General features: G+C 71.9%; 24 protein-coding genes. 14 read left to right on the forward strand and 10 right to left on the reverse strand.

Annotated features, from left to right (window positions below):
- Position 1 precedes the first annotated feature (1 nt).
- Both ACZ42A_RS02775 and ACZ42A_RS02780 read right to left on the reverse strand, forming a co-directional pair.
- Positions 2–1,015, reverse strand: a complete 1,014-nt coding sequence (locus ACZ42A_RS02775) for an aldo/keto reductase (protein ID WP_468525324.1) — start codon at positions 1,013–1,015, stop codon at positions 2–4.
- Entirely contained in the window at positions 1,012–1,473 is a 462-nt protein-coding gene (locus ACZ42A_RS02780) for a MerR family transcriptional regulator (RefSeq protein WP_468525325.1), read from the reverse strand. The genes ACZ42A_RS02775 and ACZ42A_RS02780 overlap by 4 nt, the downstream gene beginning before the upstream one ends.
- A 77-nt stretch (positions 1,474–1,550) precedes the next feature.
- On the opposite strand from ACZ42A_RS02780, the gene ACZ42A_RS02785 reads away from it, so the two are divergent.
- Entirely contained in the window at positions 1,551–2,378 is an 828-nt protein-coding gene (locus tag ACZ42A_RS02785; protein ID WP_468525326.1) for a serine hydrolase domain-containing protein, read from the forward strand.
- A 10-nt stretch (positions 2,379–2,388) separates the two neighbouring features.
- On the opposite strand, the gene ACZ42A_RS02790 is transcribed toward ACZ42A_RS02785, so the two are convergent.
- The gene (locus tag ACZ42A_RS02790) at positions 2,389–3,042 is read right to left on the reverse strand and encodes a pirin family protein (RefSeq protein WP_468526116.1); all 654 of its coding nucleotides are present in this window, start codon (positions 3,040–3,042) and stop codon (positions 2,389–2,391) included.
- A 73-nt stretch (positions 3,043–3,115) separates the two neighbouring features.
- Here ACZ42A_RS02790 and fasR point away from each other — a divergent pair, with 73 nt between their 5' ends.
- From fasR to fabF, 5 genes are all read left to right on the forward strand, one after another.
- A complete protein-coding gene (gene fasR / locus ACZ42A_RS02795; protein WP_468525327.1) occupies positions 3,116–4,321 on the forward strand; it encodes a fatty acid biosynthesis transcriptional regulator FasR in 1,206 nt (401 codons plus the stop codon).
- Positions 4,322–4,410: 89 nt separating this feature from the next.
- Complete coding sequence (locus tag ACZ42A_RS02800; RefSeq protein ID WP_468525328.1) at positions 4,411–5,322, forward strand: ACP S-malonyltransferase; 912 nt, start codon at positions 4,411–4,413, stop codon at positions 5,320–5,322.
- A 22-nt stretch (positions 5,323–5,344) separates the two neighbouring features.
- Entirely contained in the window at positions 5,345–6,346 is a 1,002-nt protein-coding gene (locus ACZ42A_RS02805) for a beta-ketoacyl-ACP synthase 3 (protein WP_468525329.1), read from the forward strand.
- A 78-nt stretch (positions 6,347–6,424) separates the two neighbouring features.
- Entirely contained in the window at positions 6,425–6,673 is a 249-nt protein-coding gene (locus tag ACZ42A_RS02810) for an acyl carrier protein (RefSeq protein ID WP_043500565.1), read from the forward strand.
- 75 nt (positions 6,674–6,748) lie between these two features.
- Positions 6,749–8,020: a beta-ketoacyl-ACP synthase II gene (gene fabF / locus ACZ42A_RS02815; protein WP_468525330.1), complete on the forward strand. Its 1,272-nt coding sequence runs from the start codon at positions 6,749–6,751 to the stop codon at positions 8,018–8,020.
- Positions 8,021–8,096: 76 nt separating this feature from the next.
- Here the strand turns inward: fabF and ACZ42A_RS02820 are convergent, their stop codons facing one another.
- Positions 8,097–8,591: a DUF3145 domain-containing protein gene (locus tag ACZ42A_RS02820; protein ID WP_468525331.1), complete on the reverse strand. Its 495-nt coding sequence runs from the start codon at positions 8,589–8,591 to the stop codon at positions 8,097–8,099.
- 275 nt (positions 8,592–8,866) lie between these two features.
- Between ACZ42A_RS02820 and ACZ42A_RS02825 the strand changes: the two genes are divergently transcribed.
- Both ACZ42A_RS02825 and ACZ42A_RS02830 read left to right on the forward strand, forming a co-directional pair.
- The gene (locus ACZ42A_RS02825; RefSeq protein WP_468526117.1) at positions 8,867–9,769 is read left to right on the forward strand and encodes an SGNH/GDSL hydrolase family protein; all 903 of its coding nucleotides are present in this window, start codon (positions 8,867–8,869) and stop codon (positions 9,767–9,769) included.
- A gap of 23 nt (positions 9,770–9,792) precedes the next feature.
- The gene (locus tag ACZ42A_RS02830) at positions 9,793–10,770 is read left to right on the forward strand and encodes an aldose epimerase family protein (protein WP_468525332.1); all 978 of its coding nucleotides are present in this window, start codon (positions 9,793–9,795) and stop codon (positions 10,768–10,770) included.
- Positions 10,771–10,857: 87 nt separating this feature from the next.
- Here the strand turns inward: ACZ42A_RS02830 and ACZ42A_RS02835 are convergent, their stop codons facing one another.
- Positions 10,858–11,091, reverse strand: coding sequence for a fibronectin type III-like domain-contianing protein (locus ACZ42A_RS02835; RefSeq protein WP_468525333.1), 234 nt, complete (start codon positions 11,089–11,091; stop codon positions 10,858–10,860).
- Between the two features lie 126 nt (positions 11,092–11,217).
- On the opposite strand from ACZ42A_RS02835, the gene ACZ42A_RS02840 reads away from it, so the two are divergent.
- A complete protein-coding gene (locus tag ACZ42A_RS02840; protein WP_468525334.1) occupies positions 11,218–12,453 on the forward strand; it encodes a pyroglutamyl-peptidase I in 1,236 nt (411 codons plus the stop codon).
- A gap of 14 nt (positions 12,454–12,467) precedes the next feature.
- On the opposite strand, the gene ACZ42A_RS02845 is transcribed toward ACZ42A_RS02840, so the two are convergent.
- The gene (locus ACZ42A_RS02845) at positions 12,468–13,262 is read right to left on the reverse strand and encodes an EI24 domain-containing protein (protein ID WP_468525335.1); all 795 of its coding nucleotides are present in this window, start codon (positions 13,260–13,262) and stop codon (positions 12,468–12,470) included.
- Positions 13,263–13,381: 119 nt separating this feature from the next.
- Between ACZ42A_RS02845 and ACZ42A_RS02850 the strand changes: the two genes are divergently transcribed.
- Positions 13,382–15,916, forward strand: a complete 2,535-nt coding sequence (locus ACZ42A_RS02850; RefSeq protein ID WP_468525336.1) for a M14 family zinc carboxypeptidase — start codon at positions 13,382–13,384, stop codon at positions 15,914–15,916.
- Between the two features lie 27 nt (positions 15,917–15,943).
- Positions 15,944–17,095 carry a serine hydrolase domain-containing protein gene (locus ACZ42A_RS02855; protein WP_468525337.1) on the forward strand — a complete coding sequence of 384 codons (1,152 nt, stop codon included), beginning with the start codon at positions 15,944–15,946 and terminating at the stop codon, positions 17,093–17,095.
- A 65-nt stretch (positions 17,096–17,160) separates the two neighbouring features.
- Here ACZ42A_RS02855 and ACZ42A_RS02860 read toward each other — a convergent pair whose 3' ends face one another.
- Positions 17,161–17,580 (reverse strand): organic hydroperoxide resistance protein, encoded by a 420-nt coding sequence (locus ACZ42A_RS02860; protein ID WP_468525338.1) that lies wholly within the window; start codon positions 17,578–17,580, stop codon positions 17,161–17,163.
- Between the two features lie 95 nt (positions 17,581–17,675).
- Positions 17,676–18,698: an NADP-dependent oxidoreductase gene (locus ACZ42A_RS02865; RefSeq protein ID WP_468525339.1), complete on the reverse strand. Its 1,023-nt coding sequence runs from the start codon at positions 18,696–18,698 to the stop codon at positions 17,676–17,678.
- Between the two features lie 90 nt (positions 18,699–18,788).
- On the opposite strand from ACZ42A_RS02865, the gene ACZ42A_RS02870 reads away from it, so the two are divergent.
- Entirely contained in the window at positions 18,789–19,244 is a 456-nt protein-coding gene (locus ACZ42A_RS02870) for a MarR family winged helix-turn-helix transcriptional regulator (RefSeq protein ID WP_468525340.1), read from the forward strand.
- A gap of 38 nt (positions 19,245–19,282) precedes the next feature.
- Here ACZ42A_RS02870 and ACZ42A_RS02875 read toward each other — a convergent pair whose 3' ends face one another.
- A complete protein-coding gene (locus ACZ42A_RS02875; protein ID WP_468525341.1) occupies positions 19,283–20,152 on the reverse strand; it encodes a hypothetical protein in 870 nt (289 codons plus the stop codon).
- 89 nt (positions 20,153–20,241) lie between these two features.
- A complete protein-coding gene (locus tag ACZ42A_RS02880; protein WP_468525342.1) occupies positions 20,242–21,192 on the reverse strand; it encodes an SCO2400 family protein in 951 nt (316 codons plus the stop codon).
- 280 nt (positions 21,193–21,472) lie between these two features.
- Between ACZ42A_RS02880 and ACZ42A_RS02885 the strand changes: the two genes are divergently transcribed.
- Complete coding sequence (locus tag ACZ42A_RS02885; RefSeq protein WP_468525343.1) at positions 21,473–22,630, forward strand: mandelate racemase/muconate lactonizing enzyme family protein; 1,158 nt, start codon at positions 21,473–21,475, stop codon at positions 22,628–22,630.
- Positions 22,627–23,631: a zinc-dependent alcohol dehydrogenase gene (locus ACZ42A_RS02890; protein ID WP_468525344.1), complete on the forward strand. Its 1,005-nt coding sequence runs from the start codon at positions 22,627–22,629 to the stop codon at positions 23,629–23,631. Before ACZ42A_RS02885 ends, ACZ42A_RS02890 begins: the two co-directional genes overlap by 4 nt.
- The last annotated feature ends 134 nt before the right edge of the window (positions 23,632–23,765 follow it).

Genomic DNA, 23,765 nt, shown 5'->3' on the forward strand with positions numbered 1-23,765 from the left:
TCTACTCACGTCCGGCCGATGTGAACGTCATGTCTGCATAGCGGTCTCCCGCCACCTGGGATGCGATGGGCTCCAGGGCCGCCAGGTCCTCCTCGGTGAGGACGATTCCCGTCGCCGCCGTGTTCTCATCCACCCGGGTCGGCTTGCGGGTGCCCGGGATCGGGATCACCGGGAGGTTGTGCACCGTGGCCTGGTGGTGGACCCAGGCCAGGGCGATCTGGCCCAGGGAAGCCCCGTGACTGTCGGCGATCTTGCGGATCTGGGTCAGGAGGGCCGCGTTGGCCGCCGCGTTGTCGCCCGTGAAGCGGGGCTGCTGGCGGCGGAAGTCGTCGCTGGTGAGGTCCTCGGCGCGGGCGAAGGAGCCGGTGAGGAAGCCTCGGCCGAGCGGGGAGTACGCGACCAGGGCCGCGCCCAGTTCGGCTGCCGCAGGGACGACGTTCTTCTCGATGTCGCGGCTGAACAGGGACCACTCGGACTGGACGGCGGCGATCGGGTGCACCGCGTGCGCGGCGCGCAGCTCCGAAGCCGTCACCTCGCTCAGGCCCAGGTGCTTGACCTTGCCCTCGCGGACCAGCTCCGCCATGACACCGACGGTCTCCTCGATGGGGACGGCCGGGTCGCGGCGGTGCATGTAGTAGAGGTCGATGACGTCGATGTCCAGGCGCCTGAGGCTGGCCTCGACGGCCTGGCGGATGTACGGCGGGTCGTTGCGGATGATCCGCCGGGTCGGGTCGTCCGGCGGGATCGACAGGGCGAACTTCGTGGCGATGGTCAGCTCGTCGCGGTGGGCCTTGACGAAGGGCGCGAGGAAGCGTTCGTTGTCGCCGTCGCCGTACGCGTCCGCCGTGTCGTACAGGGTGACGCCGCGTTCGAGCGCGCGTTCCAGGGTGGCCCTGGACTCCTGGGCGTCGGACGGGCCGTAGGCGAAGCTCATGCCCATGCAGCCGAGGCCCTGCACTCCCACCTCGGGGCCTTCCGCGCCCAGTCGGACGGTGGGGATGGTGCTGTCGGTCATCGGGTCCTCTCCGAGTAGAAGTCGATCTTCCGGTCGAGTACGGCGAGCGTGTCCTGGAGTTCGGTGATCCTGGCGACGACGTCCCGGCGGGTCGCCTCCAGCAGCTCGCGCCGTTCGCCGTAGGTGTGGTCGCCCTCGCGCACCAGCTCGGCGTACCGGACCATGTCGGCGACCGGCATGCCGGTCAGCCGGAGCTTGCCGACCAGGTCGAGCCAGTCCAGGTCGCGGTTGGTGTAGCGGCGCTGGCCGGTGTGCGAGCGGTCGATGTGGGACATCAGGCCGATCCGCTCGTACCAGCGCAGGGTGTGGGCTGTGAGGCCGGTGAAGGCGACGACCTCGCTGATCGTGTAGCGGTCCTGGCCGTCGGGGCGCGGGTGCCGGGGTGGCGCGGCGGAGCAGATGTCGGTCCTGGTGGGCTTGTCCTCGGTGGCCGCGGGCATGGTCTGCATCACCGTCATGGCTTCCACGCTATGACCTTGGAGTGCGCTCCAAGCAAGCGAAAAGGTCGGGAACGGGACGGGTTAGGCTCGACGGCATGTCGCTGAACAGCCTTGCGTTGATCGAGAACTGGCCGGTCCCCGCCGCCGCGGCGGGTGTCGTACGGGCCGACGGGACCGTCCTCGGCACCCACGGCCCCGTCGACCGGCGTTTCCCGCTGGCCTCGGTCACCAAGCCGCTGGCCGCGTACGCCGTGCTGGTCGCCTACGAGGAGGGCGCGATCGAGCTGGACGAACCGGCAGGGCCCGACGGCTCGACGGTGCGTCATCTGCTGGCGCACACCTCGGGGCTGGCCTTCGACGAGCATCGGGTGATGGGTGCGCCCGGGGAGCGGCGGCTGTACTCGAACGCGGGGTTCGAGCAGCTGGGCGATCATGTGGCGAAGGCCACGGACATTCCCTTCGCCGAGTATCTGCGTCAGGCGGTCCTGGAGCCGCTGGGCATGACGTCGACCTCGCTGGAGGGGTCCCCCGCGAAGGACGGGGTGTCCAGCGTCGCGGATCTGCTGCGGTTCGCGGCGGAGGTGCAGGCGCCGCGGCTGCTGGATCCGCGGACGGTGGGTGAGGCGATGAGCGTGCAGTACCCGGGGACGAAGGGGGTGCTGCCGGGGTACGGGCATCAGAACCCGAATGACTGGGGGCTGGGGTTCGAGATCCGGGACGGGAAGTCCCCGCACTGGACGGGCTCTTCGTCCTCGCCGCGAACCTTTGGACACTTCGGGCAGTCCGGGACGTTTCTGTGGATCGATCCGGATGCGGGCATCGCCTGCGTTGCCCTGACCGACCGGGCCTTCGGGCCTTGGGCCGTCGAAGCGTGGCCGCCGTTCACCGATGCGGTGCTGGCGGAGTCGCGGCAGCGGGCGTAGCCGCGCCCGGCTACGGCGCCATCTCCCAGATCAGCAGCTCCGACTCCGTCACGCCCTCCGCCTCCAGGTCCTTGGCCTCCGTGATCCGCGCCGCGTCACCCGGGCCGAGCGTCTCGCCGTCGAGCCGTGCCTCCCCGCGGACCACATGGACGTAGACGTAGGCCCCGTCCGGGACCGCCGTGCGTTCGCCGGGCGTCAGGCGGCGGACGTGGAGCATCGCGCCCGCCTCCGGGACCGCGTACGGCGTGGAGTCGGCGATGCCGGGGACGATCTCGTACGACGGGTCGCCGCCCGGGGTCAGGGGGGCCAGCCACATCTGGACGAAGGTCAGGGGCGTCGCGCCGTCGTTGCGTTCCACATGGCGGACGCCGGCCGCGGCGCTGAGGCGCTGGACGTCTCCGGGGCGGACCCGGGTCTCGTGGCCCGTGGAGTCGCGGTGGGTGAGTTCGCCCTCGACGACCCAGGTGACGATCTCGGTGTGGCTGTGCGGGTGCTCGTCGAAGCCGGCGCCCGGGGCGAGCCGCTCCTCGTTGCAGGCGATCAGCGCGCCGAAGCGCAGGTTGTCGGGGTCGTAGTGCGGGCCGAAGGAGAAGGCGTGCCGGGATACGATCCCCGCCTCCGGGTCCCCTCCGGTATAGCGCTCGCCGGCGCGCCGTATGTCCATCACGGATCCCACCGTAGACGTCAGTGAGGACCCGGCGGCGCAGGCTCACGTCCCGATAAGGCAGTCTTGTCCCGTGCCCGAACCCGAAACCAGCAAGTCCGACGCCGCAGCGCACGCCGTCCATCCGCACTCCGCGACCCTGAAGCGGCTGGAGAAGTCCTCCGGATCCCTCGCCGCGCAGGCCATCGCACGGATGGACGAGACCCTGCCGTGGTACCGGGCCATGCCACCGGAGAACCGGTCCTGGATCGGGCTGGTCGCGCAGGCCGGTATCGCCGCCTTCACCGAGTGGTTCCGGCATCCGGACGCGCCGCAGGCGATCTCCACCGACGTCTTCGGGACCGCGCCGCGCGAGCTGACCCGGGCCATCACGCTGCGCCAGACCGTGGAGATGGTGCGCACCACCATCGAGGTCATGGAGAGCGCGATCGACGAGGTCGCCGCTCCCGGCGACGAGTCCGTCCTGCGCGAAGCCCTCCTCGTGTACGCCCGCGAGATCGCCTTCGCCACCGCCCAGGTCTACGCCCAGGCCGCCGAGGCACGCGGTGCCTGGGACGCCCGGCTGGAGTCGCTGGTCGTCAACGCCGTCCTCAGCGGGGAGGCCGACGAAGGGGCGGTCAGCCGCGCCGCCGCCCTCGGGTGGAACTCGCCCGAGCATGTGTGTGTGGTGCTGGGCACGGCACCCGACGGTGACTCCGAGCTGACCGTGGAGGCGATCCGGCGGGCGGCACGGCATGCCAAGCTCCAGGTGCTCACGGGGGTGCTCGGGGACCGGCTGGTGGTGATCGCGGGCGGTAGCGACAATCCGCTCGCCGTCGCCAAGTCGCTGATCGGGCCGTTCGCCGCCGGGCCCGTCGTGGCCGGGCCGATCGTGCCGGATCTGCTGGCCGCGACCCGGTCCGCGCAGGCGGCCGCGGCCGGGCTCAAGGCGTGTTCCGCCTGGCAGGACGCCCCGCGGCCGGTGCTGGCGGACGATCTGCTGCCGGAGCGCGCGATCGCCGGAGACCCGAGCGCCCGTGAGCAGCTGGTGGAGGAGATCTACAGACCGCTGGAGGAGGCCGGGTCGGCGCTCCTGGAAACCTTGAGCGTCTATCTGGAGCAGGCGAGCAGCCTGGAGGGGGCTGCCCGGATGCTCTTCGTTCACCCGAACACCGTGCGCTACCGGCTCCGACGTGTGACTGACGTCACCGGCTGGTCGCCTTCCGATGTACGGTCCGCGTTCACGCTGCGGATCGCGCTGATCCTGGGGCGTCTGGCCGACGGGGATCTCCAGCCCTAGGCTTTTGTGAGGGGCCCACAAAACCCCTTGCTGTTCTTCGTCCTTGTCCCCACGGGCGGCCGTGCCCGTCCCCAAGAGAGAGTGTGAGAGTGCTCGTACTCGTCGCTCCCGGCCAGGGCGCCCAGACGCCCGGCTTCCTGACCCCCTGGCTCGAACTGCCCGGCGCCGCCGACCGTGTCGCGGCCTGGTCGGACGCCATCGGAATGGACCTCGCCCACTACGGCACGAAGGCCGACGCGGAGGAGATCCGCGACACCGCCGTCGCCCAGCCGCTGCTGGTCGCCGCCGGCATCCTGTCGGCCACGGCACTCGGTGACATCCAGCCGGGTGCGGTCGCGGGCCACAGCGTCGGTGAGATCACCGCCGCCGCGTTCGCCGGGGTCCTCGACGACACCGCCGCCCTGACCCTCGTCCGCAAGCGCGGCCTGGCCATGGCCGAGGCCGCGGCGATCACCGCGACCGGCATGTCGGCGCTGCTCGGTGGCGACCCCGAGGTGAGCGTCGCCCACCTGGAGAAGCTGGGCCTGACCCCGGCGAACGTCAACGGCGCGGGCCAGATCGTCGCCGCGGGCACGCTGGAGCAGCTGGCCGCGCTGAACGAGGACAAGCCCGAGGGCGTCCGCAAGATCGTTCCGCTGAAGGTGGCCGGCGCGTTCCACACGCACCACATGGCCCCCGCGGTCGACAAGCTGGCCGAGGCCGCGCGCGAGCTGACGCCGGCCGACCCGAAGGTCACCTACATCTCCAACAAGGACGGGCGGGCCGTCGCCACCGGTGACGAGGTCGTCTCCCGGCTGGTCGGCCAGGTCGCCAACCCGGTCCGCTGGGACCTGTGCATGGAGACCTTCAAGGAGCTGGGCGTCACCGCCCTGCTGGAGGTCTGCCCCGGCGGCACCCTCACCGGTCTCGCCAAGCGCGCGCTGCCCGGCGTGAAGACGCTGGCTCTGAAGACCCCCGACGACCTGGACGCGGCCCGCGAGCTCATCGCAGAGCACGCCTGAGGCTTAAGGAGCCGACCGACACATGTCGAAGATCAAGCCCGCCAAGGGCGCCCCGTACGCCCGCATCCTGGGCGTGGGCGGCTACCGGCCCACCCGCGTGGTGCCCAACGAGGTGATCCTCGAGACGATCGACTCCTCGGACGAGTGGATCCGTTCGCGGTCCGGCATCCAGACGCGGCACTGGGCGGACGACGAGGAGACCGTCGCCGCGATGTCCATCGAGGCGTCCGGCAAGGCCATCGCGGACGCCGGAATCACCGCCGAGCAGATCGGCGCGGTGATCGTCTCCACCGTCACACACTTCAAGCAGACCCCGGCCGTCGCCACCGAGATCGCCGACAAGCTCGGCACGAACAAGGCCGCCGCGTTCGACATCTCGGCGGGCTGCGCGGGCTTCGGCTACGGCCTGACCCTCGCCAAGGGCCTGATCGTCGAGGGCTCGGCAGAGCACGTACTCGTCATCGGCGTGGAGCGGCTGAGCGACCTGACCGACCTGGAGGACCGGGCGACGGCCTTCCTGTTCGGCGACGGCGCCGGCGCGGTCGTCGTCGGCCCCTCGAACGAGCCCGCGATCGGCCCCACCATCTGGGGCTCCGAGGGCGACAAGTCCGAGACCATCAAGCAGACCGTGCCGTGGACGGACTACCGCACGGGCGACGTCGAGCGCTTCCCCGCGATCACGCAGGAGGGCCAGGCGGTGTTCCGCTGGGCCGTCTTCGAGATGGCGAAGGTCGCCCAGCAGGCGCTGGACGCGGCCGGGATCAGCGCCGCCGACCTGGATGTCTTCATCCCGCACCAGGCCAACGAGCGGATCATCGACTCGATGGTGAAGACCCTGAAGCTGCCGGAGTCCGTCACGGTCGCCCGTGACGTCCGGACCACCGGCAACACCTCGGCCGCCTCGATTCCGCTCGCGATGGAGCGGCTTCTGGCGACCGGCGAGGCGAAGAGCGGCGACACCGCGCTCGTCATCGGATTCGGGGCGGGTCTCGTCTACGCCGCCACGGTCGTTACCCTCCCCTAGGCACTCCGTGCCGGATCACCCGGTCCGCTACGGAGTCCACCGCCACACCCTCTGGAAAATCAACGAAGGAGCGCCAACATGGCCGCCACTCAGGAAGAGATCGTCGCCGGTCTCGCCGACATCGTGAACGAGATCGCCGGCATCCCGGTTGAGGACGTCCAGCTGGACAAGTCCTTCACCGACGACCTGGACGTCGACTCGCTGTCCATGGTCGAGGTCGTCGTCGCCGCCGAGGAGCGCTTCGACGTCAAGATCCCCGACGAGGACGTCAAGAACCTCAAGACCGTCGGCGACGCTACCGAGTACATCCTTAAGCACCAGGCCTGATCCTCAGGCTCGTTGCCTGCCCCGCCACCCGGCGGTGGCGCCGTTGAATCCCTCTTATCTGGAGAAAGAATTCCCGTGAGCCCGACCAATCGCACCGTGGTCGTCACCGGTATCGGCGCAACCACACCGCTGGGTGGCGACGCAGCCTCCACCTGGGAGGGCCTGATCGCCGGGCGCTCCGGCGTCAAGCCCCTCGAGCAGGACTGGGCCGCCGAGCAGGCGGTCCGTATCGCCGCGCCCGTGGCCGTGGAGCCCACCGAGGTCATCCCCCGGCCGCAGGCCCGCCGCCTGGACCGGTCGGCGCAGTTCGCACTGGTCGCCGCCCAGGAGGCGTGGGCCGACGCGGGCTTCACCGGCAAGGCCGGCGAGGACTCCTCCGTCGACCCGGACCGGCTGGGCGCCGTCATCGCCTCCGGTATCGGCGGTGTGACGACCCTGCTGGACCAGTACGACGTGCTGAAGGAGAAGGGCGTCCGCCGCGTCTCCCCGCACACCGTCCCCATGCTCATGCCGAACAGCCCGTCGGCCAACGTGGGTCTGGCCGTGGGCGCCCGCGCGGGCGTGCACACGCCGGTCTCCGCGTGCGCGTCCGGCGCCGAGGCCATCGGCTACGCCATCGAGATGATCCGCACGGGCCGCGCCGACGTCGTCGTCGCGGGTGGCACGGAGGCGGCGATCCACCCGCTGCCGATCGCCGCGTTCGGCAACATGATGGCGATGTCCAAGAACAACGACGACCCGCAGGGCGCGTCCCGGCCGTACGACGTGGCGCGTGACGGCTTCGTCCTCGGCGAGGGCGCCGGTGTGATCGTCCTGGAGTCCGCCGAGCACGCGGCGAGGCGCGGGGCCCGCGTGTACGCCGAGGCGGTCGGGCAGGGCATCTCCGCCGACAGCCACGACATCGTGCAGCCGGAGCCCGAGGGCCGCGGTATCGCGCACGCGCTGCAGAACCTGCTGGAGCGGACCGACCTGGACCCGGCGGAGATCGTGCACGTGAACGCGCACGCCACGTCGACGCCGGCCGGTGACGTGGCCGAGCTGAAGGCGCTGCGGAAGGTGTTCGGTGACGAGGCCGACCACTTCGCGGTGTCGGCGACGAAGTCGATGACCGGTCACCTGCTCGGTGGCGCCGGTGGTGTCGAGTCCGTCGCGACCATCCTCGCGCTGTACCACCGCGTGGCGCCGCCCACCATCAACGTGGAGAACCTCGACCCGGAGGCGGAGGCCAACGCGGACATCGTGCGCGGTGAGGCCCGCAAGCTGCCGGTCGACGGCCGGATCGCCGCGCTGAACGACTCGTTCGGCTTCGGCGGCCACAACGTGGTCCTGGCGTTCCGCACGGTCTGAGCACCGTAGGACGCTTCTGTACGAACCTGAAGGGCCCCCACCGCGCGGTGGGGGCCCTTCGGCGTGGACGGGAAACTCACACCACCTGGTGGAGCCAGCGCACCGGGGCACCTTCGCCCGCGTACCTGAACGGCTCCAACTCGTCGTCCCAGGGCTTGCCGAGGAGCTTGGCGATCTCCTCCTCCAGGTCCGTCTCGCCGCGCCGGCTGCGGAGCAGGGCCGCGCGGAGGCGGTCCTCGGGGATGAGGATGTCGCCGTGGATGCCGGTGACGGCGTGGAAGATGCCGAGGTCGGGGGTGCAGCTGTAGCGCTCGCCCTCGGCGGTGGGGCAGGGTTCCGCGGTGACCTCGAAGCGGAGGAGGTGCCAGCCGCGCAGCGCGGAGGCCAGCTTGGACGCGGTGCCCGCCTCGCCCTGCCAGGAGAACTCCGAGCGCCAGGTGCCGGGGGCGGCGGGCTGCCGGATCCAGTCGAGGTTGACGCGCGTGCCGAGCACCCCGGCGACGGCCCACTCGACGTGCGGGCACAGCGCGCGCGGCGCGGAGTGCACGTACAGAACTCCACGTGTCGTCACCGGGACCTCCGGGCAGAGCGGGACAGGGTGCGGATGGGCGGGCGGTGGTGGCCGGGCAGGCCACGTTGATGGCGAGGCTACCGTGCGGCGGCGCAAGGAGTGTGACGTACCGTCGGTCCCGGTACCGGGAAACGTCCGCCATTCACCCGGCAGGACGCCTGTGCGGGTGTGACCCGTTGCATGGGGTGCGCCGGGAACCCTGGCGCGTTGTCATGGGTTGGGGAACATGACACGACATCACGGGTGACAAGGGGATGGACCAGGGCATGCGGAACCTGCGGAACCGGCACCATCGTTCACGGGCCGTCCTCGCGTCCCTGACCGCGGCCGCCGTGCTGGGGATCACCGGCTGCGACGCCGTGGGCAGCGCCTCGCCGGGCCCGTCGCGCGGCGAGTCGCGCCGGCCGTCGCCCACGCCGACGCCGGCCTGGGACTCCACCCCGCGTTCGATCGCCGCCGTCGGCGACTCCATCACCCGCGGCTTCGACGCCTGCTCGGTCCTGTCGGACTGCCCCGAGGTGTCCTGGGCGACCGGCACCAGCCCGGACGTGGACAGTCTGGCCGTACGGCTGCTGGGGCGGGCCCGCGCGGCCTCGCACAGCTGGAACTACGCGGCCACCGGGGCGCGGATGGCGGATCTGCCCGGGCAGATGGCACGGGCGGCGGCCCGCAAGCCGGAGCTGGTGACGGTGATGGCGGGCGCGAACGACGCCTGCCGGGCCTCCACGGACGCGATGACCTCGGTGGCCGACTTCCGCGCCGACTTCACGGACGCCCTGCGCACCCTGCGCCGAAGCGCGCCCAAGGCGCAGGTGTACGTGGCGAGCGTGCCGGATCTGAAGCGGCTGTGGTCGCAGGGCCGGACCAGCGCGCTGGGCAAGCAGGTGTGGAAGCTGGGCATCTGCCCGTCGATGCTGGACGACGCGGACGCCCTGGACGCGGCGGCGAACCTGCGGCGGTCGACGGTGCAGCAGCGGGTGGAGGCGTACAACGAGGTGCTGCGCGAGGTGTGCGCGAAGGACCGGTACTGCCGCTCCGACGGCGGCGCGGTGTTCGAATATCGGTTCGACGGCGAGCAGTTGAGCCCCTGGGACTGGTTCCATCCGAGCAAGGACGGCCAGGCGCGGCTCGCGGAGATCGCCTATCGCACGGTGACGGCCCGCGAGGCGCCCTCCTAGGCCGGTGACCTAGGGTTCCGCTCATGAACGAACACTTCGGCACACTTCCCGACGGCACGCCGGTGCGGCGCTGGACCCTGGAGCGGGCCGGCGTGCGGGTGCGGGTTCTCTCGTACGGCGGGATCGTGCAGTCGGTGGAGGTGCCCGGCCGGGACGGCCGGACGGCGAACGTCGTGCTGGGATTCGAGGAGCTGGACGGCTACCTGAAGAACCCCGGCCCGTATCTGGGCGCGCTCGTCGGCCGCTACGCCAACCGGATCGCGGGCGGCCGTTTCGAGCTGGACGGGCTGACGTACGCCCTCGCGCCGAACAACGGTCCGAACTCGCTGCACGGCGGCGAGCGCGGCTTCGACCGGCGGGTGTGGGAGGTGACGCCGGTCGAGCACGGGCTGCGGCTGAGCCGGGTCAGCCCGCACGGCGAGGAGGGGTTCCCGGGGCGGCTGACGGTCTCGGCGACGTACACGCTGGACGCGGACGGGGCGCTGCGGATCGGGTACGAGGCGGTCACGGACGCGCCGACGGTGGTGAACCTGACGAACCACAGCTACTTCAACCTCGCCGGCGCCGGGTCCGGCCCCGCGGGCGGACACGAGCTGCGGATCGCCGCCTCGCGGTACACCCCGGTCGACGGCGAGCTGATCCCGACCGGGGTGGCGGAGGTCGCCGGGACCCGGTTCGACTTCCGCAAGGCGCGGCCGACCGGTTCCGGGTACGACCACAACTTCGTGCTGGACAAGGGCGTCACGGCGACGGCGGAGGAGGTCGCCGAGCTGTACGACCCGGCGTCCGGGCGGGTGCTGACGGTGGCGACCACCGAGCCCGGCCTCCAGCTGTACACCGCGGACCACCTCGACGGCCCCCTCTCCCCCGGCGCCGGAATCGCGCTGGAGACCCAGCACGTCCCGGACTCGCCGAACCGGCCCGAGTTCCCGAGCACGGTGCTGCGGCCGGGCGAGACCTTCCGGTCGGAGACCGTCTACGGCTTCTCGACAAGGGGCTGACTTCTCGACCGGGGCCCGACAGGGACGAGCCCCGGTCCGGGGTCAGGTGCCGGACCGGGGCTGCTCGGCAGGACGAGTCGTCCCGCCTCAGACGTTAACCGTCGCGGTGATCCCGCGGTCGGCGTTCGAGCGCCCCGCCTGGATTTCGTACGAACCCTTCACAAACGACCACGAGTTGGTCGTCTCGTCCCAGATCTCGAACGCCCGGCGCGGAATCTCGACGACCTCTTCGACGGGCACGGCCGGGGCGGTGTTCAGGTTGGCGGCAGCGACCGCGGAGGTCCTGCGCGCCGAGTAGCTGGACCCGGACTCGGTGGACATGCCGGGGCGTTCCGGGACTTCCTCAGCCTGTTGGGCGAGGAGTGACCGCGTAGACCACACGTGTCTCGGGGAGACTTCCGCCGTCCCGCACCATGCTCTCCCGGCGACGGAAGGAACCCAACCGCCGTGATATCCGTACGTGTCCGGATCGGCGCTCTCCTCGGACTGGCGCTCGTCACCGGCCTCACCGCCCCGGCCACCGCCACCACCGGCACGACCGCCGCGACCGTCGAGGAACAGCGGCTGGACCGCGCCGTCCCGCAGGAGATCCTGCGCCGCTCCGGATTCGCCGACGTGGCACCGGAGTTCGCCGAGGTGCTGGGCGCGGCACGCTCCTACGGCCAGGCGCGCGCCGTCGTCGTACGCCAGGGGGCGGCCCTGTGGCGGCGGGCGGTCGACCGGGCGCAGGGGCGGGGGCCGCTGGGCGGGGATCTCAGCCGCGACGACGACCGGCCGCTGTACTGGGCGCGGCTGGGGATGACTCGGGAGGTGCGGGCCTGGCAGCCGGAGTTCGGTCTCTCCGAGCCGCAACGGGCCGCGCTGCTGGACGCCTTGGAGCGGACCTCTCGCGGGCAGGCCGACCTCCGCTACCCCCACAACGACGACAGGGGCCTCAAGCGCGTCCTGGTCACCGGCTTCGACCCCTTCACCCTCGACCGGGACATCCGTATCTCCAACCCGTCCGGGGCCGCCGCGCTCGCCCTCGACGGCACGGTGGTGGAGACGGCGGACGGGCCGGCGCGGGTGGAGACCGCGGTGTTCCCGGTGCGCTGGCGGGACTTCACCGAGGGGACGGTCGAGCGGACGCTACGGCCGCACCTGCCGCGGATCGACCTGTTCGCGACCGTGAGCCAGGGCCGGATCGGGCGGTTCGACCTCGAGCGGACCAACGGCGCGTGGCGGGGCGGCTTCGCCGACAACGAGAACACCGGCCGCGCGGAGACCGTCCCGGTCGCCGACCCGGCCACGCAGCCGCAGTGGACGTCGACGACGCTGCCGTACAAGGACATCGTGGCGGCGGACACCGGCCGCTTCCCGGTCCGCGACAACACCGCCGTGACCGAGATACCGGCGGGTGGCGCCGAGCCCGTCGTACGGCCGGACGGGCCGACGCCCGGATCGACGGCGCGGGCCGGGGGCGGCGGGGACTACCTCTCCAACGAGATCGCCTACCGGGCGACGCTGCTGCGGGACCGGCTGGGGCTGCGCGACACCCTGCCCGGCGGCCATGTCCACACGCCCGTGCTCCAGTTCGCCGCCGGGAACACCACGGAGATCACCGACCCCGAGTTCGTCCGCAACCGGCTGGACATCATCGCGCAGGTGCGGTCGATCGTGGCCGTCGCGACCGGTCGGCCCTGAACGGGCCGCCCGGGTCAGCGGACGGCACCCTCGTGCTGCCGGTCGTTGCCGTCGTCCCCGGCGGTCTCCTCCCCGCGCAGGTCACGGGCGAGCAGCGTGGCGCCCGCGACCGCGCCCGGCATCAGGAAGACCGCCACGAACGGGACCAGGAAGGCCACGCCGAGGGGCGTGCCGAAGCCCCAGACCAGGGTCTTGCGGGAGCGGAGCAGGGCGAGGCGGTCGCGCAGCACGACTCCGCGGCGCTGGAGGGCGACCGCGGTCAGCTCCTCGGTGAGGAAGAAGCCGGTGACGAAGAAGCCGAGGACCGGGACGACCGTCTGCCCCACGACCGGAATGAAACCGAGCGCGAACAGCAGCACACCCCACACGGCGGCCCGGACGACGATCCGCAGGCTGTCCCGGCCGGAGATCCACAGTTCCCGCCAGAGCGGCAGGCCGGACTCGGGGGCGGTGCCGTCCGGGGAGACGTCCCGGTCCACCGCCTCCGACAGGCTCTCGTAGAAGGGCTGTCCGATCAGCAGGGTCACGGCCGTGAACGTGACGACGGCCAGCAGCAGCGACAGCGCGAACAGGACGACGGTCAGCAGGCCGCGGAACAGGCCCAGCCACGGGTCCGACCAGTCGTCCGCGAACGGCGTCGCCCAGGCGACGGAGTCGGCGCCCCAGAGCGCGAGCGCGGTGAGGGCGGCGGCGTACAGCACCAGGGTGATCAGCCCGGGCAGCAACCCGAACCCGAACTGCCTGCCGTGCCGGGCCACCCATCGCTGGCCCTTGATCAGATAGCCGAAGCCAACCCCGAGATCGCGCATGGCCGAACTCTATCGGGTGGCGGATGCGGCCTCGGGTGACGGCAAGTCCCTCTTGTTGCGGATGAGTCGAACATGTACACCTCGCCGTACCGATCTCAGGAAGCCCGGAGGAGGTACGCGTGCGCACCACGAGAACCACCGCTGCGAGACCCGTCCTGATCACCACCCTCGCCCTCGCCTCGGCGAGTTCCCTTCTGCTGGTCCAACCCGGCGCCGCCGGTGCGGAGACAGTCCCCGCGACGAGGGAGTCCCCGGCCGTCGAGCGCAGCCGGGCCGCCATGTCCCCGGAGAGCGCGGCCCGCCGGGCTCTCGCGGCCGCACCCGCCCCCGCGGCGGCCGACATGCGCGGTTACCCCCGCGAACAGACCCTCACCCCCGATCCCGAGAACCCGGCCGACAAGTCCCCCAAGCTCGGCCTCGTCCCGTACCACGCCATCGCCTCCCGGCTGAACGCCCTCCAGGAGCTGGGCGACCGGGTGAGCGTCGAGGTGGCGGGGCGTTCGGCGGGCGGTCACCGGCTCTATCTCGTCACCGTGACCGCCCCGGAGACCGCGTCCCAGGCCCGCGCCCAGCACCGGATGCGGGAGCTCATCGAGCGGGCCCCGGCGACCGCGGCGAAGGACCCGCGACTGAAGGCGGCGTACAAGGCCCCCGTCTTCTTCAACAACAACATCCACGGCAACGAGTGGGAGGGCACCGACGCCTCCCTCCGGCTCATCGAGCGCCTCGCGACCGCGAACGACGCGAGGACGAAGGAGCTGCTCGCGCACAGCCGGCTGTACTTCAACATCACCGCGAACCCCGACGGACGGATCGCCGGGACCCGCGCCAACGCCAACGGCTTCGACCTGAACCGGGACTTCGTCACCGCCTCGCAGCCGGAGACCCGGGCGATGCGGCAGATCATGCTGGACAAGCAGCCGGTCGTCATGCTGGACCTGCACGGCTATGTCAACGGCACGCTGATCGAGCCCACGACCCCGCCGCACGGCGAGAACTACGAGTACGACCTGTTCCTGAAGAACACCTACGCCAACGCCCTCGACATGGAAGCCGCCGTCAACGGCCTCGGCTACACCGCCGAGAAGGACGGCGTGCAGCCCGCGCAGATACCTTTCCGCGACCAGGAGGAGGGCTGGGACGACTGGCCGCCCATCTTCACCCCGCAGTACGCCGCCTTCCACGGCGCGGTCGCCGCGCACACGGTGGAGATCCCGCTGCGGGTGAACAACGCCTCCTACGACACCCTGCCGGTGAGCGAGCTGCGCCGCCGGTCGGCGATCAACGTGGCGGTCGCGGAGGCGGCCATGACCGCCACCCTCGGCCACGTCCAGCGGCACCGCGGCGCTCTCGTCGCCGACCAGATCGAGGTCTTCCGGCGCGGGGCGGCCGGCGCGGCGCAGGTCCCGGTCTCGGAGCGGACCGTGCCGGGCGTCCCCGGCATCGGCCCCGAGGACGTCTACACCACCACCTTCCCGCGCGCCTACGTCCTCCCGCCGGGCGGCCCGGCCACCGCCCGCCTCGTCGACCACCTCGTCGCCAACGAGGTCCGCGTCACCCGCGTCGCCCACGCCGTCCCCGGCTATCCGAAGGGCTCGTACGTCGTCGACATGCGCCAGCCCAGGCGCGGGCTCGCCAACGCGCTGCTCGCGGACGGGCGGGACATCAGCGACAAGGTGTCGGTGATGTACGACATCTCCGGCTGGAGCCTCGGCCGGCTGTGGGGGGCCGAGGTGCGGCCCGTGCCCGACGGCCGGCTTCCGTACGCCGTCCTGCGCCCGGTGCGCGCCGCCTCGCCCGTGGCTCACGTCGCCCCGCACGGTGACCTGCGGCTCCGCCTCGACGACCCGCGCGAGATCGCGGCCCTCAACTCCCTGCTGCGTCAGGGCGTGACGGTACGGCGGTCCGCCGACGGCAGTGCGATCGTGCCGGGGTCCGCGCGCCGTCAGGCGGCCGAGGCGGCCCGGACGTACGACGTGGCGTTCGACGGTACGACGGCCCGGGGCACCGCTCCGCTGGAGCGCGTCCGCGTCGCCGCCGCCGTCACGCCGGGTGAGCTGTTCGCGCTGCGGGAGATGGGCTTCGAGGTGACGCCGGTCTCGACGGGTGTGCTGAACGCGGGCTTCGACTGGTCGGGCGTGGATGTGCTGTTCGTGTCGGCCGGGCTGGACCACCGCGCGTTGACCCCGGCGGCGCGTGAGGCGCTGGAGGCGTTCCTGGCCGCCGGGCACGGGCTGGTCGGCCGCGGGGCCGACGGGGCCGCGCTGAGCGAGGCGACGGGGCTGTTGAAGGCGCACGCCGTGGAGGGCAACGGGGACGCCAACGGCGTGGTGCGAGTGGTGAACTCCGGTCCGCTGACGGCCGGTTCGCCGTCCCACAGCTTCGTCTACGCGCCGGTGTGGTTCACGGATCTGGGCCCCGGTGTGCGCGTGGAGCAGTCGTACGCGGGCGGCGACCCGCTGCTGTCCGGGCACTGGCGGGCCGGTGAGACGGGCGCCGGCGGTCCGGCGGAGGCGGCCGGGCGTGCCTCGGTCGTCAGCGGCCCGCAGGCCGTGCTGTTCGGGACCGAGCCGCTGTTCCGGGCGCACCCCAAGGGGGTGTTCTCGCAGGTGGCCAGGGCATTGTTGACCATGGAGCAGACCGGCAGGGGCTGAGCCGACGACGAAGACGAGGGAGAGCGGATGACGCAGGAGATCCACGGCACCGTCGCCGACGGCTACGAGGCGGTACGGGAGGAGTTCGCCGCGTTCGTGGCGGAGGAACGGCCGGACTACGAGGGGCAGTTGTGCGCGTATGTGCACGGCAGACAGGTCGTCGACCTGTGGGCCGGCGAGGGCGTGCGCGCCGACTCCCTGTACGGCGTGTTCTCCACGACCAAGGGCGCGGCACACCTCGTGGTCGCGCTGCTCGTGCAGGACGGCACCCTCGAGCTGGACCGGAAGGTCACGTACTACTGGCCGGAGTTCGGCGCCGAGGGCAAGGGTGCGGTGACCCTGCGGGATCTGCTCGCGCACCGGGCCGGTGTGGTGGGGCTGGACGCCGGGTTCAGCCACGAGGAGCTGGCGGACGACCGGGCGATCGCCGAACGGCTCGCCGATCAGCGGCCGTTCTGGCGGCCCGGTGCGGCGTTCGGCTACCACGCGTATGTGATCGGCGCGCTCACCGGTGAGGTGGTGCGGCGGGCCACGGGCCGTACCACCCAGGAGCTGTTCGAGGAACGGGTGCGGGCGCCGTACGGCCTGGACTTCCACCTCGGGCTGCCCGAGGCGCTGGAGCCGCGGTTCCGCAACGTGCTGCCGATGGCGCCGACGCCGGAGCAGCAGGCGGAGCTGGACGCGGAGCCGACGGGGCCGCACTCACTGGGCTCCATCGCGTTCAACGCCCATGCGCCGGGCGCCGGGACGCTGGTGGACCACGCCAACTCCCGGCTGGTGCGGGCCAAGGGGCCGACGTCCGCGGGCGGGGTGGCGGCCGCGCGCGGGATCGCCGGGATGTACGCGGCGGCCATCGGCGAGCTGGACGGGCGGCCGCCGCTGCTCAAGCCCGACACCATCGCCGAGGTCGGCCAGATCCACTCCGCCGGCCACGACCTGGTGTCCCAGGGCTTCCGCGCCTTCGGCCTCGGCTTCCAGGCCACGGCCGCCGTGGCGTACCCGTTCCTGGGGGCCGGCACCTTCGGCCACAGCGGCGCCGGCGGCTCCCAGGGCTTCGCCGACCCCCGCTCCGGCCTGGCCTACGGCTACACCCGGCGCCGCTTCGCCTACCCGGGCGGCGCGGCGCCGGAGAACGAACGGTTCGTGCGGGCGGTGCACAGCGCGGCACTGGCGGCATGACCGCAGAGGCGAAGGCCGCACCCCACGTCCAAGGGTGCGGCCTTCGTCGTACGCAACGAGTGGCGTCAGACCAGCGTCACGGTGATGTTGCCGCGGGTCGCCTTCGAGTACGGGCAGACCTCGTGGGCCTTCTTGATCAGGGCCTGGGCGGCCTCCGCGTCCACGTTCGGGATGGTCGCGGAGATCTCGACGATCAGACCGAAGCCGTCGTCGTTCTTGCCGATGCCGACCTTCGCGGTGACGGTGGAGCCGGAGACGTCGGCGCCCTCCTGGCGGGCTACGACGCCGAGGGCGCCCTGGAAGCAGGCGCTGTAACCGGCGGCGAACAGCTGCTCCGGGTTGGTGCCGGTGCCGCTGCCGCCCAGCTCGACGGGCGGGGTGACGACGACGTCGAGCTTGCCGTCGTCGGTGGCGACCCGGCCGTCGCGGCCGTTCTCGGCGGTGGCGACGGCGGTGTACAGGACGTCGGACTGCTGAATGGGCATGCGGTGGTCTTCCTCCTCGTCCGCCTCGACTCGCGCCCACGATCGACGGCGGTTTCGGAAAGAAGTTACCGCATGCCGAAAATTCAGCAACAGCCCTACAGCTTGACGATCATCTTTCCGGTGTTGTCGCCGCGCAGCACGCCGAGGAACGCCTCCAGGTTGTTCTCGATGCCCTCGACGACGGTCTCGCGGTACTTCAGCGCGCCCGACGCGACCCAGGGGCCGACCTCCCGGACGAACTGCGGCTGGAGGTCGTAGTGGTCGCCGACCAGGAAGCCTTCGATCCGGCCGCGGGTCTGGATCAGGCGGGCCAGGTTCCTCGGGCCGGGGGCGGGCTCGGTGTTGTTGTAGACCGAGATCATGCCGCAGACCGCGATCCGGCCACCCTCGTTCAGGGAGCCGATGGCGGCCTCCAGGTGGTCGCCGCCGACGTTGTCGAAGTAGACGTCGACGCCGTCGGGCGCGGCCTCGCGCAGCTGCTCGGCGACCGGGCCGTCCTTGTAGTTGAAGGCGGCGTCGAAGCCGTACTCCTCGACCAGCAGCTTCACCTTCTCCGCGGACCCGGCGGAGCCGATCACCCGCGAGGCGCCCTTGAGCTTGGCGATCTGGCCGACCTGGCTGCCCACGGCACCGGCCGCGCCGGACACGAAGACGACGTCGCCCTCCTTGAACGCGGCGGTGCGCAGCAGGCCGGCGTAGGCGGTGAGGCCGGTCATGCCGAGGACGCCGAGGTAGGTGGACAGGGGCGCGGCGTTCGGGTCGACCTTGACGGCGTGCTCGGCGCTGACGGCGGCGTACTCGCGCCAGCCGAGGAAGTGCAGGACGTGGTCGCCGGCCTCGAAGCCCTCGGCGTTGGAGGCGACGACCTCGCCGACGGCGCCGCCCTGCATGACCTTGCCCAGCTCGAAGGGGGCGACGTACGACTTGGCGTCACTCATCCGGCCGCGCATGTACGGGTCCACGGAGAGGTACAGGTTCCGCACCAGCACCTGACCCTCGCGCGGGGTCGGAACCTCCGCCTCGACCAGGGCGAAGTCCTCGGGCTTGGGCCAGCCGACCGGGCGGCTCAGCAGGTGCCATTCACGGTTGACGGCGGGAAGCGTGGGGGTGTCGGACATGACAGGTGCACCTCTCGGATGTTTCAGGACCTGAAACAACCATGCGCCTGAATATTTCAGGATGTCAAGCAACCCGGTACCCTGGAAGCCATGGCCACCACCTCACACCCGACCCGCCGCCCCGATGACCTCACCCTGGAAGTCGTCGACCTCATCGGCGCGGTCGTGGCCCGCTACCACGCGGAATTCGAGGAGGCCGCCGCCGGGCACGCCCTCACCGGCGCCCAGGCGAAGCTCCTCATCCTGCTCTCCCTCGGCCCGCTGCCCATGCGCAAGCTCGCCCACAAGCTGCGGTGCGAGCCGTCCAACGTCACCGGGATCGTCGACCGCCTGGAGTCCCGCGGCCTGGTCGAACGCCGACCCGACCCCGCCGACCGCCGCATCAAGGTCGCGGCGGTCACGGACGAGGGCCGCCGCGTCGCCCGCGACCTGCGCGAGTCCCTGCGCTTCGCCCGCGAGCCGCTGGCCGCGCTCAGCGAGGAGGAGCGGCTGGCGCTGCGGGATCTGCTGCGGCGGATGGTGGAATCGGGGTCGGAGCCGGCGTGAGCACCGGCCGGCTGCGCGATCAGCGGATCAGCGGCTGATCAGTAGCCGTACCGGCTCTTCAGGTGCCGCCAGAAGTCCCGCAGCATCCACTTGTCGAACTCGGTGATCTGCGTGGCGCTGCCCGCCTTCATCAGGAAGCAGCACTGGCCGGTCGGCGTCCAGTCGTAGAAGTCGTCGAGGCCGAAGGTGTGGCCGACCTCGTGCAGATAGATGTGGATGTTCTCCTGGGCCAGCGCGCCGGTGAAGTACTCCTGTCCGAGCCGCTGCCCCCAGTCGCCGCCGGCCCCGCCCTGGAAGCCCTTGGTCAGCCACAGTGACTGGTCGTAGTGGCGTGCCGCGCCGCCTGGGCACTTCGAGTAGTCCCCGTCCTGGTGGAAAAAGCGGCCGCAGTCCGGCGCGCACTGCGGGGCGCCGCCGCCGTCGAGGATGCCGGTGTGGATGTCGACGGAGTTGTCGGTCCACTGGAGCCTCGAGCGGTTCTTCACGGCCCAGCCGACGATGTTGACGGACACGTTGGTGTACGGCCAGGCGTTGTGGCCCACGCCGTTGTCCACCATGGCCGCCATCCACTTGCCGAACTGCTTCTTCAGCGCGGCGTGGATCCGGTCCCGCAGGGCGGCGCTGACGGGGGCGTCGGACTCCCAGCGCACGCAGTAGTTGACGCTGCCCTTGTTGGCCATGACCTGGTCCCAGCCGTAGTTGCGGAAGCCGTAGAGGTCCGGGTACGTCGACTCGACGTGGTTCCACACCTCCCCGAGCGGCTGCACCAGGTGGGCGGGCGGATTCCAGGTGTCGGCCGCCTGCGCGCGGGTGGCGGCCGCACCGGTCGCCGGTACGAGCGCCGCCAGGACGGCGAGCACGGTGAGCAACCGCGCGACGTACCGGGGTAACGCCTGGGGTCTGGGCATGCTGAACTCCTTCGCGTGTGGGGGACGACGGCAACTCGGCCACAAGTCGCCGCGGCCCCCGCGAAGGTTGCCCCCTCCGGCCGGGAGCGTCAGGTGCACCACCACAGGAACCGGTCGCACGTCTCCGAGGGCTCGGGCTCGGGGTCCGGGACGGCGGTCGTCGGGTTCGACGTGGGGGTGGGGGTCGGGTCCGGGGCGGGCGGGGCCGCCGTGGTGCTGGGGGCGGTGTCCTGGGGGGTGTCGGCGGGGGCGGACTGGGGGTCCTTGGTCAGGGTGGCCTTGTCCTTCGGCTCGTCCGACTCCTTCGAGGCCGAGGAGGACGGGGAGGCCGAGCCGGAGGGGGATGCCGTCGTGCCCGCGCCCCCGCCCGCGCCGGGTGCCGCCGTCGTGCCGGAGAGCGGGTCCGCCGACTCGCCCGCCTCCTCCGACGCGCCGCCGTCCGCCGAGGCATCGCCCGCCGCCGAAGGAGCCGGGGCGGACCCGGGGGCGTCCATACCGAGTTCCGCGAGGCTCAGACCGCCCGCGGCCAGCACGAACCCGGCCGTGACGAGGAGGGCACGGCGACGGCGCCGCCGGTGCGCGGCGGCCTTGCGGTCGCGCCGGCTCAGGTCCCCTTTGCGTCCACCGCGACGGCCCGGCCCGGGCTCGGCGTCGAGGTCGCCCGCCTCGTCGTCGGCAGGACTTCCGCCGGCCCGCCGGGCGCGGCGGCCGGAGATGGACTCGCCGCCGGCGTCGCCCCCCGCGCCCCGCCGACCACGGCGGCCCGGAGCCACCTCGCCGTCCGGGTGGCTCGCGTCGGCCCGCCGGTCGTCGCCGCCCGGAGCCGCCTCCCCGTCGGCCGGGCTCCCGTCCGCCCGCCGGGCGCGGCGGGCCGCGGCCCGGCCGGGGCGGGCGGCGTCCTCCTCGGGTGCGGGCGGGGCGTCGTACGCGTGCACGACGTCCTCCTCCGCGTACGCGCGGAGCTGTTCGGCCGGCATGCCGCACCCCGGGCAGGCGAGGGCGCCGTTCAGGTGCCGTCGGCACGGGTGGCAGTAGTCCATGACGCGGGAAGATTAAGTTCCGGGTCGGTAACGTGCCTAGTCGCCCCTGTGAATGTTCTGTGGGGAACAGCCCCTTCCGGCGTGGCGAGTTGAGGACACCTCAGGCATCCCTCCCGCTTCGACCGAAAGCGACTTTCGGCGCGGAGTTTCGAAAGTGCCGAAACCGTTATCCGTTCGCCCCATTGACACCCCCGCCGCCCCGTCCTTACTGTCACGCCAGCATTTCGAACGTGTGACGAAATTTCGAACAGAGCCGAACGCTTCACGAGGGGCAACTGCCGTGCGCATCACCGGAATCAGCACACACGTGGTCGGGACGCCGTGGCGCAACCTGACCTACGTCCAGGTGCACACCGACGAGGGCATCACCGGAGTCGGCGAGACCCGGATGCTGGGACACACCGACGCCCTCCTCGGCTACCTGAAGGAAGCCGAGATCAACCACATTCTCGGCTCCGACCCGTTCGCCGTGGAAGACCTCGTGAAGAGGATGAAGTACGGCGACTACGGGCGGGCCGGCGAGATCGTCATGTCCGGGATCGCCGTCATCGAGATGGCCTGCTGGGACATCAAGGGCAAGGCCCTGGGCGTGCCGGTCTGGCAGCTGCTCGGCGGCAAGGTCACCGACAAGGTGAAGGCGTACGCCAACGGGTGGTACACCACCGAGCGGACGCCCGAGGCGTACCACAAGGCCGCCCAGGGGGTCATGGAGCGCGGGTACAAGGCGCTGAAGATCGACCCCTTCGGCACCGGGCACTTCGAGCTGGACCACCAGGAGACCCTGTACGCCGTCTCCCTCATCGAGGCCGTCCGCGACGCCATCGGCCCCGAGGCCGAGCTGATGCTGGAGATGCACGGCCGCTTCTCCCCCGCCACCGCCGTCCGGCTGGCCAAGGAGATGGCGCCGTTCAAGCCGGCCTGGCTGGAGGAGCCCTGCCCGCCGGAGAACCTGAAGGCGCTGGAGAAGGTCGCCGCCAAGGTCGACATCCCGGTCGCCACGGGTGAGCGGATCCACGACCGGATCGAGTTCCGCGAGCTGTTCGACAACCAGGCCGTGGACATCATCCAGCCGGACGTCGGCCACATCGGCGGCATCTGGGAGACCCGGAAGCTCGCCGCCACCGCCGAGACCCACTACATGCTGGTCGCCCCGCACAACGTCGGCGGGTCCGTCCTGACCGCCGCCTCCCTCCAGGTCGGCTTCACCTCCCCCAACTTCAAGATCCTCGAGCACTTCAACGACTTCGCCGACTCGGAGATCAAGAAGGTGGTCAAGGGTGCCCCTCAGGTGATCGACGGGTACTTCCACCTCTCCGACGCCCCCGGCCTCGGTGTCGAACTGGACGTGGACGCCGCCGCCGAGTTCCCGCAGCAGCAGGCCCGGTTCGACCTGTGGGCCGAGGGCTGGGAACAGCGCAAGCCGAAGGGCACGAAGTGAGCACCGCGGTCGTCGTCGACTCCCCCGGACACCACCGGCTGGTGGAGCACACCCCGCGCCGCCCCGAGGCCGGGGAGGCGCTGGTGCGGGTGCACGCCGTGGGGATCTGCGGCAGCGACCGCGAGGTGTACCAGGGCAACCGGCCCGAGGGGTACGTCCGCTATCCGCTGACCCCGGGCCACGAGTGGTCCGGGACGGTGGAGGCGGTCGGCGCCGGGGTGCCGCGGTCCCTGGTGGGCCGCAAGGTCGTCGGCGAGGGCTTCCGCAACTGCCAGGTGTGCCACCGCTGCCACGCGGGCGAGACCACCCTGTGCACGGACGGCTACGAGGAGACCGGCTTCACCCAGCCGGGCGCGATGGCGCCGACCCTCACCCTCCCGGCCCGGCTGCTGCACGTGCTGCCCGACGACGCGGATCTGACCGCCGCCGCCCTGCTCGAGCCGGCCGCCTGTATCGCGGCCGCCGCGCTGAAGGCGAACGCGCGGCCGGGTGAGCGGGTCGCCGTGGTCGGCACCGGCACGCTCGGCATGTTCGCCGTGCAGTTCCTGCGCGCCGCGTCCCCGGCCGAGCTGCTGGTGGTGGGCACCCGGCGGGACCGCGAGGCGCTGTCCCGGCAGTTCGGGGCGACCGACTTCCGGACCAAGGACGAGGAGCTGCCGGACGACTTCGACGTCGTCATCGAGACCGCGGGCTCCGCGGACGCCGCCCGGAACGCGGCGGCGCTGCTGCGGCGCGGCGGCCGGCTGGTCCTGACGGGCATCCCGGCGCCGGGCGCGGACGGTCTCGACCCGACCGATCTCGTCGTACGGCAGCTGGAGGTGCAGACCGTCTTCGGCGCACCGCCGGACGCCTGGTCGCACGCGGTGCGGGTGTTCGGGGCCGGGCTGCTCGACCCGGTGCCGCTGGTCACGCACGAGCTGCCGCTCGCCGAGTTCTCGCAGGCCATCGAGTTGGTGGGGGCCGGCGATCCGAAGGTGGGCAAGGTGCTGCTGCGTCCCTAGTCACCGCCGGCCACCCCAGCCGTACGCCGGTACGGGGGTTTCCTGACGGCCCCCGTACCGGCGTACTTCCAACCCGTACGCCCTGGGTCGCGGACCCCGTACGCCTTGAGCCGCGAACTTCGTCCGAAATATCG

It is taken from the genome of Streptomyces sp. NPDC030838, assembly GCF_055572035.1.

Excerpts from the sequence above, each read along its gene's own strand:
- ACZ42A_RS02775 (WP_468525324.1), bottom strand. The coding sequence starts at position 1,015 with ATGACCGACAGCACCATCCCCACCGTCCGACTGGGCGCGGAAGGCCCC.
- ACZ42A_RS02780 (WP_468525325.1), bottom strand. The coding sequence starts at position 1,473 with ATGACGGTGATGCAGACCATGCCCGCGGCCACCGAGGACAAGCCCACC.
- ACZ42A_RS02785 (WP_468525326.1), top strand. The coding sequence starts at position 1,551 with ATGTCGCTGAACAGCCTTGCGTTGATCGAGAACTGGCCGGTCCCCGCC.
- ACZ42A_RS02790 (WP_468526116.1), bottom strand. The coding sequence starts at position 3,042 with ATGGACATACGGCGCGCCGGCGAGCGCTATACCGGAGGGGACCCGGAG.
- ACZ42A_RS02805 (WP_468525329.1), top strand. The coding sequence starts at position 5,345 with ATGTCGAAGATCAAGCCCGCCAAGGGCGCCCCGTACGCCCGCATCCTG.
- ACZ42A_RS02810 (WP_043500565.1), top strand. The coding sequence starts at position 6,425 with ATGGCCGCCACTCAGGAAGAGATCGTCGCCGGTCTCGCCGACATCGTG.
- ACZ42A_RS02830 (WP_468525332.1), top strand. The coding sequence starts at position 9,793 with ATGAACGAACACTTCGGCACACTTCCCGACGGCACGCCGGTGCGGCGC.
- ACZ42A_RS02835 (WP_468525333.1), bottom strand. The coding sequence starts at position 11,091 with ATGTCCACCGAGTCCGGGTCCAGCTACTCGGCGCGCAGGACCTCCGCG.
- ACZ42A_RS02845 (WP_468525335.1), bottom strand. The coding sequence starts at position 13,262 with ATGCGCGATCTCGGGGTTGGCTTCGGCTATCTGATCAAGGGCCAGCGA.
- ACZ42A_RS02855 (WP_468525337.1), top strand. The coding sequence starts at position 15,944 with ATGACGCAGGAGATCCACGGCACCGTCGCCGACGGCTACGAGGCGGTA.
- ACZ42A_RS02860 (WP_468525338.1), bottom strand. The coding sequence starts at position 17,580 with ATGCCCATTCAGCAGTCCGACGTCCTGTACACCGCCGTCGCCACCGCC.
- ACZ42A_RS02865 (WP_468525339.1), bottom strand. The coding sequence starts at position 18,698 with ATGTCCGACACCCCCACGCTTCCCGCCGTCAACCGTGAATGGCACCTG.
- ACZ42A_RS02870 (WP_468525340.1), top strand. The coding sequence starts at position 18,789 with ATGGCCACCACCTCACACCCGACCCGCCGCCCCGATGACCTCACCCTG.
- ACZ42A_RS02875 (WP_468525341.1), bottom strand. The coding sequence starts at position 20,152 with ATGCCCAGACCCCAGGCGTTACCCCGGTACGTCGCGCGGTTGCTCACC.
- ACZ42A_RS02880 (WP_468525342.1), bottom strand. The coding sequence starts at position 21,192 with ATGGACTACTGCCACCCGTGCCGACGGCACCTGAACGGCGCCCTCGCC.